The following is a 15,884-nucleotide window of genomic DNA, read 5'->3' as shown; positions in this document are numbered from 1 at the left end:
ACGGCCGGCGGCGCGGCCGTGCCGGCGGCGGCCACGGGGGCGGTCTCGCTGATCCTGTGGTCGCTGATCCTGATCGTGTCGCTGAAATACGCGGTGCTGATCCTGCGCGCGGACAATCGCGGGGAGGGCGGCATCGTCGCCATGCTGGCGCTGCTCGGCGCGCGGCATGCCCGGCCGGGCACGTGGAAGGCGCTGCTGCTGGTGGTCGGGCTGGTGGGGGCGGCGCTGCTGTACGGCGACGGGGCGATCACGCCGGCGATCTCGGTGCTGTCGGCGATCGAGGGCCTGAAGGTCGACGCGCCGGCGCTCGGGCCGTTCGTCGTGCCGATCACGCTGGTGATCCTGGTCGGCCTGTTCCTGGTCCAGCACAAGGGCGTGGCTGCCATCGGCCGGGTGTTCGGCCCCGTCATGCTCGTCTGGTTCGTGGTTCTGGGGCTGCTCGGGATCGTCGGGATCGTCGACCAGCCCGCCATCCTGACAGCCGCCAATCCGTTCCGGGCTTTGGACTTCATGAGCCACGCCGGCTGGCACGTGAGCTTCGTGATGCTGGGCGCGGCCTTCCTGGCGGTGACCGGCGGCGAGGCGATGTATGCCGATCTGGGCCATTTCGGCGCCCTGCCGATCCGGATCGCGTGGTTCGTGCTGGTACTGCCGGCGCTGGTGCTCAACTATTTCGGCCAGGGGGCCCTTCTGATCGCGGCTCCCGACGCCCTGGAGAACCCGTTCTTCCGCCTCTGTCCGGATTGGGGGCACCTGCCCCTCATCGCGCTGGCCACGATGGCGACCATTATCGCCTCGCAGGCGATCATCTCGGGCGTGTACTCGCTGACCCAGCAATCGATTCAGCTCGGCTTCCTGCCGGCGATGCGCATCGTGCAGACAGCACAGGACGAGCGCGGCCAGATCTACGTGCCGGCAGTGAACTGGCTGCTCGCCATGGCGACCCTGACGGCCGTGGTGATCTTCGGCTCGTCCGACGCCCTGGCCGGTGCCTACGGCATCGCGGTGTCGATGCTGATGGGGATCACGACGCTGTTGGCGGCACTCATCGCAATCCGCTGGGGCTACAATCCGATCCTAGTCTTCGCGGTGAACGGCTTCTTCCTCGCCATCGACCTCGTGTTCTTCGCCGCCAACAGCGTCAAGATCCTGGAAGGCGGCTGGTTTCCCCTGGTGCTCGCCGGCCTCGTCGCCGTTATGATGCTCACCTGGAAGAAGGGCATCGAACTGGTCGAGGAGGCGCGGGCCGCCCTGCGCCTGCCCGAGGACGTCTTCCTCGCCAGCCTCCAGCATCGCGATCTGCTGCGCCTGCCCGGTACGGCCGCGTTCCTGTCGGCCGCCGAGCACGGAATCCCGCTGCATCTGTCGCGCTTCGTAGAGCGCAACCACGCCCTGATGGAACGCATCCTGATCATCACGGCGCTCTACGAGGAGACGCCCATTGTGCCGAAGGATCAGCGCGCGCACGTGACGATCCTCGCCCCGGACTTCTACCGGGTGATCCTGCGCTATGGCTTCATGGAGGAGGCCTCGATCCCGGAGGGACTCGCCTGTGCGGTGGAAGCGCGCCACCTGCCGCCGCACGTCCTCGACGACATGACCATCTTCGTCGGGCACGAGACGATCATCCCGCGACGGGACAAGCGGGGCATGGCGCCCTGGCGGGAGAACCTCTTCGCCTTCATGCAGCGCAATGCCGAACGCACCGGCGCCTTCTTCGGCGTGCCGACCCGGCAGGTCGTCGAGGTCGGCACCGAGATCGAGATCTAGGCCGCAGACCAAGACATTCCCGCCGACCGGCAAGTCACCGCGGCAGCGCGGCCCAGAACAGGCGGAGTCATTCCGAGAGATCGGGGCGCCGACCCACCCGCGATGCGCATCGATCAGCCCCGGAGATTGACGCCGCCGCCGCCGTGGACGGCGCGACGATCCGGACCTGTTTCCGGTACGGGCGCGTCAATGCACGAAAACTTGAGGCCGCCCCGCCGTGCCGCAGGGAACCTGAGCCTTCCGCCGTCGTTCCGCCCCGACGCAGGCGTCGCGCCCCCGCGTCGCGCGCCGGATTGGAGAGACAGCATGAACAGGGATCATCTCAAGGGCGGCATTCGCCATCTGCGCGGCCGGATCAAGACGGCGGCAGGTGCGGTCCGCGGCCGGGCCGGCGACCAGCTCGACGGCGCCTACGATCAGGCCGCCGGCGCCGCCCAGTACGCCTACGGCGAGGCCCGGGACACGGTCCGCGACCTGCGCTACGGCGGCGAGCACCTCGTCGAGGAGGGGCGCGCCCGGTTCCGCGACGTCAGCGAGCGCGGGCACGCCCTGGCGGACGAGGCGCTCGAGCGCGGCCAGCGTTACCGCGAGCGCGCGGTGCGCCATGGGCGCACGCTCGCGGCGCGCGCGGACGAGAACCGCGGAGCGACCTTAGCCCTCGTGGCATCCGTCGCGTTCGGCCTCGGATGGCTGGCGCGGCCGACGCGCTGAGCGGCGGACCGGGCCTGGTCCGGACCGGGACGGGCGCTCGCGCGGCCGCCCCGCCGATTGGAACGCATAAAGACATCTTTATGTCTTGATTGCTTCGTAGGCCGCGTGGTGGTAGGGGGTTGCCCCGACCCGCAACGCGAACACGGAGCCATCGACTCATGGCCAAGGATTACATCGTCAAGGATATCGGGCTGGCCGATTACGGCCGGAAGGAGATCTCGATCGCCGAGACGGAGATGCCGGGCCTGATGGCGGTCCGCGAGGAGTACGGCGCAGCGCAGCCTCTGAAGGGCGCCAAGATCGCCGGCTCGCTCCACATGACGATCCAGACCGCCGTGCTGATCGAGACCCTGAAGGCGCTCGGCGCCGACATCCGCTGGGTCTCCTGCAACATCTATTCGACCCAGGACCACGCCGCCGCCGCCATCGCGGCCGCCGGCATCCCGGTCTTCGCCGTGAAGGGCGAGACCCTGGAGGAGTACTGGGACTACACCTCGCGCCTGTTCGACTGGCACGACGGCGGCATGCCGAACATGATCCTCGACGACGGCGGCGACGCCACGATGTTCGTCCATCTCGGCCTGCGCGCCGAGAACGGCGACACCGCCTTCCTCGACAAGCCCGAGAGCGAGGAGGAGGAGGTGTTCTTCGCGCTCCTCAAGCGGAAGCTTGCCGAGAAGCCGAAGGGCTGGTTCGCCGGCCTCGCCGACAGCATCAAGGGCGTCTCCGAGGAGACCACCACGGGCGTCCACCGCCTCTACGTGCTGGCCAAGGAAGGCAAGCTGCTCTTCCCGGCGATCAACGTGAACGACTCGGTCACCAAGTCGAAGTTCGACAACCTCTACGGCTGCAAGGAATCGCTGGTCGACGGCATCCGCCGCGGCACCGACGTGATGATGGCCGGCAAGGTCGCGATGGTTGCGGGCTTCGGCGACGTGGGCAAGGGCTCGGCCGCGTCCCTGCGCAACGCCGGCTGCCGCGTGCTCGTTTCGGAGATCGACCCGATCTGCGCGCTCCAGGCCGCCATGGAGGGCTACGAGGTCGTGACCATGGAGGATGCGGCCCCGCGCGCCGACATCTTCGTCACCGCCACGGGCAACAAGGACATCATCACCATCGACCACATGCGGGCGATGAAGGACCGGGCGATCGTCTGCAACATCGGCCACTTCGACAACGAGATTCAGGTCGCCGGCCTGAAGAACCTCAAGTGGTCGAACATCAAGCCGCAGGTGGACGAGATCACCTTCGCGGACGGCCACCGCATCATCCTCCTGTCGGAGGGCCGCCTGGTGAACCTCGGCAACGCCACCGGTCACCCGTCCTTCGTGATGTCGGCCTCGTTCACCAACCAGACGCTGGCCCAGATCGAGCTCTGGTCCAACCCGGGCAAGTATCAGAAGCAGGTCTACACCCTGCCCAAGACCCTCGACGAGAAGGTCGCGGCCCTGCACCTGGAGAAGATCGGCGTGAAGCTCTCGAAGCTCCGCCCCGATCAGGCCGCCTATATCGGCGTCTCCGAGACTGGCCCGTTCAAGCCCGAGCACTACCGCTACTGAGCCCGCTTCGCCGGCAGCGCTGACGGCCTCGTCTTCGGGGTTGAGCACCGCGCCGCCGCGATCCGGCGAAATAGCCCGACCGGAAGATCAGAAGGCCCGGCGCGATGCGCCGGGCCTTCTCGTTTGTCAAGCGCCGACGGCAGAATCGCACTGTGTCTTCTGTGTGTCGTTAACGGCTGATTATACCGAGTTTGCCCAAAGCCACGCTTCGTTCCCCTTCCGGGGCGATTCCGCCGCACTGTAGAGTGCGGGCGAATCTTAGATCGATAGGGCTGCGGTGGTTCGGGAGAATCACCGTGGGAACGGTGCCATCTGCGCCGCGCGGCAACACGCGCCGGTCGGATAGCCATCGGGTACGGGGGCGGGGCAAACCATGGGTGTCGGTCGTGCGACACACGTTCGAGTCGGCGTGGGCGCGCTCGCCCTGACGACGGCGAGCGCGGCCCTCGCCGAGCTGCCGGAGGCCGCCGCAGCGCATCCCGCGCGGGAGATCCACAGCGTGGCCGCCCTGGCGATCTTCGGCGGCCTCGTGGCCTTCGCGGTGATCCTGTCGCTCCTCCACCTCTACGAGCGCGGCCGGTGGACCCGCCGCGAGCGCGAGCTCGCCGCGACGCTCGACGTCCTGCGCGGCGCCCATGACCGGGCCGAGATGCTCCTGAACGCCGAGCGGCAGATCATCGTCACCTGGGATCAGCGCAGCGAGCCAGTGGTCGAGGGCGACATCAGTCTCGCGATCCACGGCGAGCGTCCGACCTCCGGGTATGCCCGCCGCGTGCTGGCCTTCGGCACGTGGCTCGTCGCCGCGGACGCGACCGCTGTTGAGGCCGCCGTGGAGACCCTGCGGGCGCGCGGCACCAGCTTCGCGCTGAGCCTGCGGACCCAGACCGGCCGCAACATCGAGGCCCACGGGCAGGCCGTGGCGGGGCGGGCGCTCCTGCGCCTGCGCGAGACCAGCCAGGAGCGCTGCGAGATCGCCGACCTGCGGGCAGCCCTGGACGAGACCCGCCGCGGTCTGTCGGCTCTCTCGGGCCTCCTCGACGCGATCCCCCAGCCGGTCTGGCGGCGCAACCGCGACGGCGGGCTGAGCTGGGTGAACGCCGCCTACGTAGCGGCGGTCGAAGCAGATAGCCGCGAGGCCGCCCTCGATGCCAACCTGGAACTGTTCGACCGGCCGGCCCGGGAAACGATCGCCCGCGAGGAGGCGGCCCGGTTCGCCGGTCTGACACGGAGCGTTCCGCGCCTCTCGGCGATCGTGGCCGGCAATCGGCGGATGCTTGACGTTTTCGAGACGGCCCTCGAGACCGGTCGCGTCGGCATCGCCATCGACGTGTCCGAACTCGAGAGCGTGCGTGCCGACCTGCAGCGGCAGATGAACGCCAATGTCCGCACGCTGGACCAGTTGCCGACCGCCGTGGCGATGTTCGACGTCTCGCAGCGGCTGATCTTCCATAATGCCGCCTACCGGCAGCTCTGGGATCTCGATCAGGTCTTCCTCGACAGCCGCCCCTCCGACGGCGAGATCCTCGATCACCTGCGGGCGGAACGGAAGCTCGAGGAGCACGCGGATTTCCGCGGCTGGAAACAGGGCGTGCTCTCCGCCTACCGGGCCGCGGAGGCAAACCAGACCTGGTGGTACCTGCCTGACGGTCGGACTTTGCGCGTGGTCGCGGATCCGAACCCTCAGGGCGGCCTGACCTATCTGTTCGACGACGTCTCCGATCGCCTGAACGCCGAATCCCGCTACAACGCCCTGCGGCGTTTGCAGGCCGAGACCCTGGACACGCTGGCCGAGCCGGTCGCGGTGTTCGGCGCGGACGGGCGCCTGTCTCTCGCCAATCGCGCCTTCTTCACCGTGTGGAGGCTCGATCCGGAGATGGTCGAGGAACGCCCGCACGTGGACGCGGTGATCGCCGCCTGCCGCGCGCTTGCCCCCGCCGAGGAGCCGTGGCTCGACATCCGGGACGCGGTGGTCGGCATGGAGGCACGCGCCGCCCGGACGTGCCGCCTGGAGGTGGTGGACGGCACGGTCCTCGACTGCGCCGCACAGCCTCTTCCGGAAGGCGCAACGCTCCTGACGCTGATCGACGTTACGGCGAGCGTGAATGTCGAGCGCGCGCTGACCGAGAAGAACGACGCCTTGGAGAAGGCCGCACAATTGCGCGATACCTTCGTACATCACGTCTCCTACGAGCTGCGCTCCCCCCTCACCAACATCATCGGCTTCACCCAACTCCTCGGCGACGAAACCGTAGGTGCGCTTAACGAGCGGCAGCGGGAATACGCCGACCACATCATGCGCTCCTCGGCAGCTCTACTCGTCATCATCAACGACATTCTCGACCTCGCCTCGATCGATGCCGGCTCGCTGGAGTTGCAGCGGGAGGAGGTCGACGTCCAAGCGACCGTGGAAGCCGCCGTGCGCGGCATCGAGGATCGGCTCGCGGAATCGCACATTACCCTCGCCCTCGACGTGCCCGAGGACATCGGCAGCGTCCACGCCGACGGCAAGCGGATCCGCCAGATCCTATTCAACCTGCTCTCGAACGCCGTCGGCTTCTCGGATGCCGGCCAGCGCGTGGAGGTCCATGCCCGCCGCACAGCGCAGGAGCTTCTCCTGAGCGTGCGGGACTACGGCCGCGGAATGCCGCCCGAGATCGCCGATTCGGTGTTCAACCGCTTCGAAAGCCATACCCTCGGAACGAGGCATCGGGGCGTCGGCCTCGGCCTGTCGATCGTCCGCTCTTTCGTCGAGCTGCACGGCGGCCGGGTGCTGCTCGAGACGGCCCCGGGGACCGGCACCCGTGTGACCTGCACGTTCCCGACCGAACCCGCGGACGCGGCCCGGCGCGAGCCGCCGCCCGAACTCAAGCCGCCGGTCGTGGTGCCGGTGCCGCCGCGCAAGCCTGCTCTGACGCTGCAGTCGAGCCGGGCGGAGCCTTCAACATCCGACCGGCGAACGTCGCCGTAGTGCTTGATTCTCCGGCCGGTCCCGCGCAGCAGGGGGCCATGTCCGCGCATGATCGTTCCGGCTGGGCCGTCTTCCGCATCGGCGACTTCCGTCTGTTCGGCTCGGCCCGGTTCCTCACGGGCCTCGCCTACCAGATGCAGGCGGTGGCGATCGGCTGGTACGTCTACGACCTGACCCATTCCGCCCTGGCGCTGGGCCTCGTGGGCCTCGCGGGCTTCCTGCCGGCGGTGCTGTGCGCTCTGATCACCGGCCACGTCGCGGACGCCTACGACCGGCGCCTCGTCGGCGCCGCCGCCTTCGCCCTCCAGAGCGCAGCGAGCCTCGGCCTCCTCGCCTGCGCCCTCGCGGGCGTGCACTCCGTCTGGCCGATCTACGCCCTCGTCATCCTCGTCGGCACGGCCCGCGCCTTCGCCAATCCGGCCCTGCAGGCGCTGCTGCCGACCCTGGTGCCCGGACCGCAATTCAGCTCGGCGATCGCGTGGAACGCCTCCCTCTGGCAGAGCGCGTCGGTGATGGGGCCGGCGCTCGGCGGCTTCCTCTACGCGCTTGGACCCGCCGTGGTGTTCGGCGGGGCAGGGGGCAGCTTCGCCCTGGCCAGCTTCCTGACCCTGCTGATCCGCTTCCGGCCAGCGGCGGTGAACGAGCGGCCACCGATCACCTGGGCGGCCCTGTCGGCCGGCATCGACTACATCCGCTCGCAGCCGGTGGTGCTCGGGGCGATCAGCCTCGACCTGTTCACGGTGCTGCTCGGCGGCGCCACGGCGCTGCTGCCGATCTACGCCGGGGAGGTGCTGCATGTCGGCCCCCTCGGCCTCGGCGCACTCCGGAGCATGCCGGCCTTCGGGGCGGTCGCCATGGCGGTGCTGCTGGCGAACTACCCACTGCGGCGCCACGCGGGCGTGCGCATGCTCCGCGCCGCTGCGGTGTTCGGCGCCGCCACGGTCGCGTTCGGGCTGTCCACGTCGTTGCCGCTGTCGATGGCCTGCCTGTTCGTCACGGGCGCCGCCGACATGATCTCGGTCTATGTGCGCCAGACCTTCGTGCAGGGCGAGACGCCGGACGCGATGCGCGGCCGAGTCTCGGCGGTGAATACGGTGTTCATCGGCGCCTCGAACGAACTGGGCGAGTTCGAATCCGGGCTTCTGGCCGCCGCGATCGGGGCGGTCCCGGCGGTGGTGGTCGGTGGCGCTGCGACGGTCGGGGTCGCGCTGCTCTGGGGGAAGCTCTTTCCGGCGTTGAAGGCCCGCGACCGGTTGATGGTGCAGGGGTGAGACGGTCGGGAGGCTCGCGCACGCGCCCTCGCGACGCGGCGGCCCGACCGCAGTCCGTGCTCGATCACTCCTGTGCGGCCGTCTTGGCGCGCGGCGTGAAGCCATCCCGTCAGGACAGGGTTCCCCGCGTCGCGCGGCCCTGGATCGCTTCGCTCCGCACGGGATGACGGTGAGAGGTGCCCGGAGACGTCGAGCGGGCACCACGCCGGAAGACCTGCGACCACCGACGGTACCGGCGGCCGCCCGATCCCTCAGCGGCCCGACAGGAGCGGCGACCAAGTTGGGTCGGACGCGTAGGCGGGCGTCGGGACCGGCTGCTCCACCTTGCCGGTGATGTCGACCATGAACAGCTTGCCGCCGCCCTGGCCGCCGGGATCGCGGAAGAACAGCACGTACTGGCCGTTCGGCGCGAAGGTCGGCCCCTCGTTGTGGAAGCCCTCGGTGAGGACGCGCTCGCCGGAGCCGTCGGGCTTCGAGACACAGATGGCGAAGCCGCCGTTGCGCTGGCGGGTATAGGCGATCAGGTCGCCGCGGGGCGAGAAGGCTGGCTGCGAGGCCGAACCGGGGCCGAAAGTGATCCGGTGCGGATTCGAGCCGTCCGCACCCATCACGTAGACCTGCTGGGAGCCGCCGCGGTCGGACTCGAAGGCGATTTGCGATCCGTCCGGCGAGTAGGTCGGCGAGGTGTCGATCGCCATGCCGTTGGTGATCGAGCGCTGGGCCTTCGAGGCGAGGTCCATGGTCACGATGTCGGCGTTGCCGCCCTGCTGAACGCTCATCACGATCTTGCGGCCGTCCGGCGAGAAGCGCGGGCTCGCGCTCATCGAATCGACGTTGCCGAGTGCCTGGCGTGAGCCGGTCTCCAGGTTGATCATCTGCACCCGCGGCTGGTGGCCGGTGGCCTGCGCCATGAAGGCGATGTCCTGCGTGGCTGGCGAGTAGCGCGGTGCCACGATCGACATCTCGCCGTTGGTGATCGCCCGGACATTGGCGCCGTCCTGATCCATGACCATCAGGCGCTTGCGGCGGTTCTCCTTGGGGCCGGTCTCGTCCACGAAGGCGATCCGGCTGTCGAACCAGGGGCCGAGCCCGGTGATCTTGGTGTAGACTCCGTCGGCGATCAGGTGGCCAGTGCGCCGGACGTTAGCGGAATCGGTGCCGTATTGCTGGCCGGTCATCTGCTGACCGTTGGTCACGTCCCAGAGCCGGAACTCGACCTTGACCCGGCCGCCGTCGCGGACGACGCGGCCGGTGACAAGGCCCTGGACGCCGGTGGCGCGCCACTTCTCGAAGTTCGGGGCGGCGTCGAAGTTCGGCTGCTCGGGGAAGCGCGCGTGATCGAGCGGCGTGAAGTAGCCGGAGCGACGAAGGTCGTTGGTGACCACGCCGGAGACGAGGCCGGCGAGGCTCGGGTCACCACCGAAATCCGCGATGGCGATGGGCATCGGCTGGAAGTTGCCGCCGCCGATGCGCAGCTGCAGCTGCGCCTGGGCCGGCCCCGCCAGGAAGCCCGTCAGCATCACGAGGAGCGCGATCAGGCGCGCGGCATAGAACGTCGGGAGACGCCCGACGGAGGGGAGGTTCAGCATGGTGGGTCGGATCCGAGTGACGATCAGACGGGAACGCGGGAACGGCGGGACACTGGCTGGAAGACCTCAGGTCGCCGTGAACTCGAACTCCGCGTTGATGGCCTTCCAGTCATTGTAGTACGGCGCGTAGGTGGCCGGAATGTTGTACGGCGCGCAGCGGCGGACCGCCCGGAGCGCGGCTTGCGCGATCGACTGGTCGACCGCGCTCGCCCCGCCGCGCATGATCCGCGGCTCGGTGCTGAGCGAGCCGTTCGGGTTCAGGCGGATGTCGAGCACCGGCAGGACCACGCCCTGGGCCGCCCCGGGCGGCGCCGAGTAGCAGCGCTCGATCTGCTGCTGGAGCAGGCCGACCAGGGCGTCGCGCAGCGACGGCGACAGGCGCTGCGCGTTGCCGGTCGCGGCGCCGAGCGCCGCCACCTTCTGCACCGTTTGACCGGTGGCACCGGTCGATTGCGACGGCGCCTTCGAGGCGAGCATCGAGCGGATGTCGCCGGCGTTGAACTTGTTGGCGAGCTCCGCCTGCTTGCGCGCCTTGGCCTCGGCATCGGCCTTGGCCTTCGCGTCCGCCATGGCCTTGGCCTTTGCCTTGGCGGCAGCCTCCGCCTTGGCCGCTTCGGCCTTCGCTGCCTCGGCCTTGGCTTTCGCGGCGGCCTCAGCCTTCTCGCGCTCGGCCTCCGCTTTCGCCTCGGCGATTTCCTTCTGACGCTCGGCTTCAGCCTCGGCCTTGGCCTTGGCGTCGGCCGCCTTCTTGGCCGCCTCCTTGGCGGCCTCGGCCTTCTTCGCGGCGGCCGCTTTCTGGGCAGCGGCCTCGGCGTCGGCTTCCTGCTTCTCGATCAGCTTCTCAAGCTGCTCACGCTTTTCGGCCTCAACTTTCGCGACAGCCTCCGCTTTGGCCTTCGCCTCCGCCTTGGCGGCGGCAGCCGCCTTTTCGGCCGCAGCCTTCGCGGCCTTTTCGGCTGCCTTCTCGGCGTCGCGCTTCTCCTGGGCGGCCTTGGCGGCCTGAGCGGCCTCCTGCGGGTCCGGCTCGCCGCGCAGCGGCATCTCCTCGGCGTTGGCGAGCTTCATCTCGGCCGTGCGCGTCGGAGCGGTGGGGGCGTCGGTCTTGGAATTCTCGGGCTCCCGGTCCTCGAACTTTTCCGCCTTGCGGTCGGCCCGCGACGTGGCGTTCGGCATGGGCTTGTCGGCCTGCCGCTCGCCCTTGGTGATCTCGGAGAACTGGTTCTCGGTGATCACCTCGACGGGCACGCCTTCCTGGGCCTCCGGCAGGGCCGGGGCCGCGACGCTGACCAGCGCCAGCGCGAGGAGCGCGACATGGGTGCCGGCGGAGATCCAGACACCAGGTTCCTTGCGGTCGAAGCGGAACTCCACGGGACAGCCCTACTGATGCTCAGGCTCGGTGACGAGGGCGACCTTCTTGAAGCCGCCGCCGGTCACGATCGCCATCACCTGCGCCACGCGGCCGTAATCGACGCGCTTGTCGCCGCGCACGAAGACGCGCTCCTCGGTGCCGGTCTTGGCGGTCTCCATGAGCTTCGGCACGATCGTGTCGTCCGTCAGCTCGTCTTCGCCGAGGAAGACCTGGCCGGTCTGGCGGATCGACAGGGTGATCGGCTTCACGTCGGAATTCAGCGGGGAGGCCTTGGATTGCGGCAGGTCGAGGGGCACGCCCACGGTCATCATCGGCGCAGCGACCATGAAGATGATCAGGAGCACGAGGACGACGTCGATGAACGGCGTCATGTTGATCTCGTTGATGGGTCCGCCGCGGCGGCCCCGGCGCCGGCGGCGCTTGCCGCCCTGCGATGCGCCCGCTGCCATGCCCATGGATCGATCTCCTCTGGATCAGCCGGCTCAGGCGGCGAGCGGCAGCCGCTCGTCGATCTGGCGGGAGAGGATGGCGGAGAACTCGTCGGCGAAGCCCTCGAGGCGCGACTGCGCCTTGGTCACCTCGGCCTGGAGCTTGTTGTAGGCGAGCACCGCCGGGATGGCGGCGAACAGGCCGATGGCGGTGGCGAACAGCGCCTCGGCAATGCCGGGGGCGACAACCGCAAGCGAGGTGTTCTTCGAGGCCGCAATCGACGTGAAGGCGGTCATGATGCCCCAAACCGTGCCGAACAGGCCGATATACGGGCCGGCCGAGCCGATCGAGGCGAGGAACAGCAGACGCGACTCCAGCCGCTCGACCTCGCGGTGGATTGTGACGTCAAGCTGCTTCTCGATGCGCTGCGAGAGCGACTGGATTTGGCGGCCGGAGCCCTCGAAGCTGCGCTTCCACTCGCGCATGGCGGCGACGAAGACGGCGGCGAGGCCCGTGGCCGGCCGGTCGTTGAACGAGCGGAACAGCTCCTCCAGGGAGCGACCGGACCAGAACGCGTCCTCGAACGCGTCCATCTCGGCCTTGGTGCGGCGGAACAGCAGCGTCTTGTCGACGATGATCGACCAGCACCAGATCGAGGCGCTGAGCAGCCCGATCATCACGATCTTCACGACGAAGTGGGCCTGCAGGAACAGGCCGAGCAGCGTCATGTCGGCGACAGGCGCGGCCTGCATCGCGTCGGCTGGGTTCATCCGTCGAGGTCTCCTGCTCCGGATCGCGATGCGCCGGGCGAGGCCCGCGTCCGCCGGATCCGTGAGCGATATCAACGCTGTCGCCCGCGAATCTGTCGAAAGTAAGGGCCGTCGGCGGCCCAGCGCCCCGCCGTGGCATCGCCTCCGTTAAGGCGGCGGCAGGGTTAAGGATCGGTTTCGAACCGGGCGATCCTGAGGCATGTGGCGCGGTTCGCCGGGCCGTTCGGGCTGGACCTGCCGAAAGCCGCTCCCGTATGGTCGCGGTCCGCGGCGCCGAGTCGAGAGCCCTGAGAGACGCAGGACGCGCATGACCCTCCCCGTTCCCAGCCTTCCCGATCTGCTGCCCACCGGCCCGGCCCGGTTCCTGGGCTGGTCCATGATTGCCGATCCGATGGTCGCGGGCTTCCTGGCGCGCGCGGGTTTCGACGCCGTCCTGCTGGACCAGCAGCACGGCGCCTACGACTATAAATCGTCTTGTGCGGCGATCACCGAGGTCGCCCTCGCCGGCAAATCGAGCCTGGTGCGCGTGCCGGTGGGCGACTTCGCCATGGTCTCGCGGATGCTTGACGCGGGCGCCGCAGGCGTCGTGGCGCCGATGATCAACACTGTCTCAGACGCCGAGGCTCTGGCCGCGGCCGCGAAGTTCCCGCCGGTTGGCCAGCGGAGCTGGGGACCGGACCGGGCCATGTGGCTCTCGGGGCTCCGCAACGGCGCGGACTACCTCGCGGGTGCCAACGACCGGGCGCTGACGATCGCCATGTGCGAGACCGAGGCGGGGATCGCCGACCTGGAGGGGATCCTCGCCGTGCCGGGCATCGACGGCGTCCTGGTCGGCCCCGCCGACCTGTCGATCGCCCTGTCGAAGGGGGCGGCCATCGATCCGCTGGGATCGGCGGTCACGGCTGCCCTCAGCGAGATCGCGCGCAAGACCCGGGCTGCGGGCAAGATTCCCTGCGCGTTCGCGCCGTCGCCGGCGCGGGCCCGGGAGATGGTCGCGATGGGTTACCAGCTGGTCTCGGTCGAGTACGACGCGCTGACCATCGTCAACGCCTTCGCCCGGGTCCTCTGCGAGGCCGACCCGTCGCGGGCCGGCTGACCTCTAGGCCGATTCGTCCGGTGCAAGCCGCCGCCGCAGCGCGTCCGGCAGGCGGACGGCGCGGCCGTCGCGCACGCACGCGACCGTGACCTCCGCGGAGACCAGCACCTCGTCGCCCCGCCTTACGTCCTGTGCGAGCTGCATCGACGCGCCGCGCAGCGCACGCGTGCGGGTGAGGACGGTCAGCAGGTCGTCCATTCGGGCCGGCCGGAGAAAATCGAGGCTCATGCGCCGCACCACGAAGACGAGGCCGCGAGCGTCGCGGTGCAGGTCCGACTGGTCGCCCGCGAGGTCCCGCAGCAGCTCCGTGCGGCCGCGCTCAAGGAAGCGCAGGTAGCTGGCGTGGTAGACGAAGCCCGAAAAGTCGGTGTCCTCATAGTAGACGCGCACGCCCAACCGGTGCGGCGGGGTGACGTCCTCCGCGGATCCGTCGGTGCCGGGCTCGATCGCGCTCATGCGCCCCTTTAGCGACGGAGGGCGTGCCGGCGCAACACGACGAGGGCCGCCCTGAGGCGGCCCTCGCGCAGATCACGCGATGCGCATCGTTCAGCCGCCGATCCGGGCCGCCAAGCTCGCCGAGTGGGCGTGTTCGTCGGCGATGTACGGAAGGGCCTCGGTGGCGAACCTGCGGCCCTGGGCGTTGTCGCCCTGCTTGGCGTAGGCGTCGTAGAGCGCCAGGGTGCGGGCGTCCGAGCGGGCCTGCTGATCGATGTAGGTCCGGTCGAAGGCGCGGCCGTTCGGAGCCGACTGAAGCTGCGCCAGCCGGGCTTGACCGCGCTCGCCGAGGGCCACGCGACGGCCGGGTTCTGCCGGGCTGTTGTCGACCAGGCCCACCGCGCCGAGGGCGCCGCCAACGATGCCGGTGCCGATATTGGCGGCCACCGTCACCGGCGCCAGCACGAGGCCGACCGGGTTGCTCAGGTCGGTGCGGATTCCCTGATTGTCGGAGACCACCGAGCCGTTGCGCGACAGCGAAGTGTTCGGCGGCAGCAGCGCGTCCGTGGTCGCCTTGCGCTCGACGAGGACGCGGTTGGCATAATTGCGGACCCGCGGGTTGCGCGAACGCTGAAGGGCGATCCGGCTCGCCTCGATGCTGGCGGCGTCCGAACGCAGCGCCTCGGCCCGGAAGGCGGGCGTCTCGGTCGCGGCGGCGCCAATGCCGTCCTGGTTGGCGAAGGGCAGCACGCGGATCGGCAGGGCGTCCTGCGCGAAGGCGGGCGCCGAGATAGCGGCGACGGACAGGCCGAGCACGGCGAGCGTAAGCTTCTTCATGGCGGAAGTTTATCCCTGACGTTGTTCTTGAGATCTCGAAGATCTGCCGCAATCGGAGAGACAGGGCCTCGATCGAGACAGCCTAGCCGGTGCCGAGCGGACCCGGCGCGGTTGCTGCCACAACTGTCGCGTTTCAGCGCTGTTCCACCAGATCCGGCAATTTTTTACAGACCGACAATCGCCAACGTCCGCGCTTAAGCTTGACAATATTGTTCGCAAGCCGTTCTCAAAACGGTTTGCACACCAGCGACTTGCGGGCATTGCGGTGCAAAATCGCGCGCGGCGCAGCGCCGATCAGGGCGCGAACAGCGCATGTGCCGAGGGAAATGCTGATCCGAAGTCAATGCATGAAGGGGCGTGCGCCGGCTCTCACGGCTCCTCGTCACCAAAGAAGCCGAACTGCCCCGGGGTCTCGCGCGTCGGCTCTGGCATCTGCATGTGCCGGTAGGCGTGTCGTGTGAGGACGCGGCCGCGGGGGGTGCGCTGCACGAAGCCGCGCTGGATCAGGTAGGGCTCGATGATGTCCTCGATCGCGTCTCGCGGCTCCGACAGAGCCGCCCCGATCGTCTCAATCCCCACGGGCCCGCCCCCGAACGCGCGCGCGATCAGGCTCAGGTACTTGCGGTCCATCACGTCGAGCCCGGCCCCGTCGACGTCCAGCAGCTGCAGCGCCCGGTCGGCGATCGCCCGCGTCACCGTCTCGGCCTCCGCCACCACCGCGAAGTCCCGCACCCGCCGCAGCAGCCGCCCCGCGATCCGCGGCGTGCCCCGCGCCCGCCGGGCGATCTCGTTGGCGCCCTCCGCCGACATGCCCAGGCCCAGGACCCGCGCGCCGCGGGCCACGATCTGCTCCAGCTCGTCGATCTCGTAGAATTCCAGACGGATCGGGATCCCGAACCGGTCGCGCAGCGGCGTCGTCAAGAGACCCGCGCGCGTCGTGGCGCCCACCAGGGTGAACTTCGGCAGCTCGATCTTGACCGAGCGCGCCGCCGGGCCCTCGCCGATGATCAGGTCGAGCTGGTAATCCTCCATGGCCGGGTAGAGGATCTCCTCGACCGCCGGGTTGAGCCGGTGGATCTC

General features: G+C 69.3%; 13 protein-coding genes. 6 read left to right on the top strand and 7 right to left on the bottom strand.

All coding sequences use genetic code 11. From position 1 onward, the window contains the following. The 5 genes from BLT59_RS29975 to BLT59_RS29955 all read left to right on the top strand — a co-directional run. The coding region (locus BLT59_RS29975) for a potassium transporter Kup (protein WP_091789769.1) at window positions 1–1,770 on the top strand (1,770 nt) is incomplete at its 5' end. A 306-nt stretch (window positions 1,771–2,076) separates the two neighbouring features. Further along, window positions 2,077–2,481: a CsbD family protein gene (locus tag BLT59_RS29970; RefSeq protein ID WP_091789766.1), complete on the top strand. Its 405-nt coding sequence runs from the start codon at window positions 2,077–2,079 to the stop codon at window positions 2,479–2,481. Window positions 2,482–2,639: 158 nt separating this feature from the next. After that, window positions 2,640–4,040 (top strand): adenosylhomocysteinase, encoded by a 1,401-nt coding sequence (ahcY, locus tag BLT59_RS29965; RefSeq protein ID WP_091789763.1) that lies wholly within the window; start codon window positions 2,640–2,642, stop codon window positions 4,038–4,040. 373 nt (window positions 4,041–4,413) lie between these two features. After that, entirely contained in the window at window positions 4,414–7,008 is a 2,595-nt protein-coding gene (locus tag BLT59_RS29960) for a sensor histidine kinase (protein ID WP_091789760.1), read from the top strand. Window positions 7,009–7,046: 38 nt separating this feature from the next. Beyond that, window positions 7,047–8,279 (top strand): MFS transporter, encoded by a 1,233-nt coding sequence (locus BLT59_RS29955; protein ID WP_091789758.1) that lies wholly within the window; start codon window positions 7,047–7,049, stop codon window positions 8,277–8,279. A gap of 251 nt (window positions 8,280–8,530) precedes the next feature. Here BLT59_RS29955 and tolB read toward each other — a convergent pair whose 3' ends face one another. From tolB to tolQ, 4 genes are all read right to left on the bottom strand, one after another. Then, window positions 8,531–9,868: a Tol-Pal system beta propeller repeat protein TolB gene (gene tolB, locus BLT59_RS29950; RefSeq protein WP_091789755.1), complete on the bottom strand. Its 1,338-nt coding sequence runs from the start codon at window positions 9,866–9,868 to the stop codon at window positions 8,531–8,533. Between the two features lie 66 nt (window positions 9,869–9,934). Continuing rightward, window positions 9,935–11,236 carry a cell envelope integrity protein TolA gene (gene tolA, locus BLT59_RS29945; RefSeq protein WP_091789753.1) on the bottom strand — a complete coding sequence of 434 codons (1,302 nt, stop codon included), beginning with the start codon at window positions 11,234–11,236 and terminating at the stop codon, window positions 9,935–9,937. A 9-nt stretch (window positions 11,237–11,245) separates the two neighbouring features. Further along, a complete protein-coding gene (locus BLT59_RS29940; protein WP_043349109.1) occupies window positions 11,246–11,692 on the bottom strand; it encodes an ExbD/TolR family protein in 447 nt (148 codons plus the stop codon). 27 nt (window positions 11,693–11,719) lie between these two features. Beyond that, window positions 11,720–12,436 (bottom strand): protein TolQ, encoded by a 717-nt coding sequence (tolQ, locus tag BLT59_RS29935; protein WP_043349106.1) that lies wholly within the window; start codon window positions 12,434–12,436, stop codon window positions 11,720–11,722. Between the two features lie 307 nt (window positions 12,437–12,743). On the opposite strand from tolQ, the gene BLT59_RS29930 reads away from it, so the two are divergent. Further along, a complete protein-coding gene (locus BLT59_RS29930; protein WP_091789750.1) occupies window positions 12,744–13,532 on the top strand; it encodes an HpcH/HpaI aldolase family protein in 789 nt (262 codons plus the stop codon). A 3-nt stretch (window positions 13,533–13,535) separates the two neighbouring features. Here BLT59_RS29930 and ybgC read toward each other — a convergent pair whose 3' ends face one another. The 3 genes from ybgC to ruvB all read right to left on the bottom strand — a co-directional run. Continuing rightward, on the bottom strand, window positions 13,536–13,988 hold the full coding sequence (ybgC, locus tag BLT59_RS29925; protein WP_091789747.1) for a tol-pal system-associated acyl-CoA thioesterase: 453 nt from the start codon (window positions 13,986–13,988) through the stop codon (window positions 13,536–13,538). 90 nt (window positions 13,989–14,078) lie between these two features. Further along, window positions 14,079–14,804, bottom strand: a complete 726-nt coding sequence (locus BLT59_RS29920; RefSeq protein ID WP_091789744.1) for a DUF4142 domain-containing protein — start codon at window positions 14,802–14,804, stop codon at window positions 14,079–14,081. A 369-nt stretch (window positions 14,805–15,173) separates the two neighbouring features. Next, window positions 15,174–15,884: Holliday junction branch migration DNA helicase RuvB (ruvB, locus tag BLT59_RS29915; protein WP_091789742.1), on the bottom strand; the 711-nt coding region annotated here is incomplete at its 5' end.

The organism is Methylobacterium sp. UNC378MF (genome assembly GCF_900103195.1).
In the GTDB taxonomy this organism is placed as follows: domain Bacteria; phylum Pseudomonadota; class Alphaproteobacteria; order Rhizobiales; family Beijerinckiaceae; genus Methylobacterium.
The sequence above is the reverse complement of the archived record's forward strand: the minus strand, read 5'-3'. Positions and strand labels throughout refer to the sequence as shown.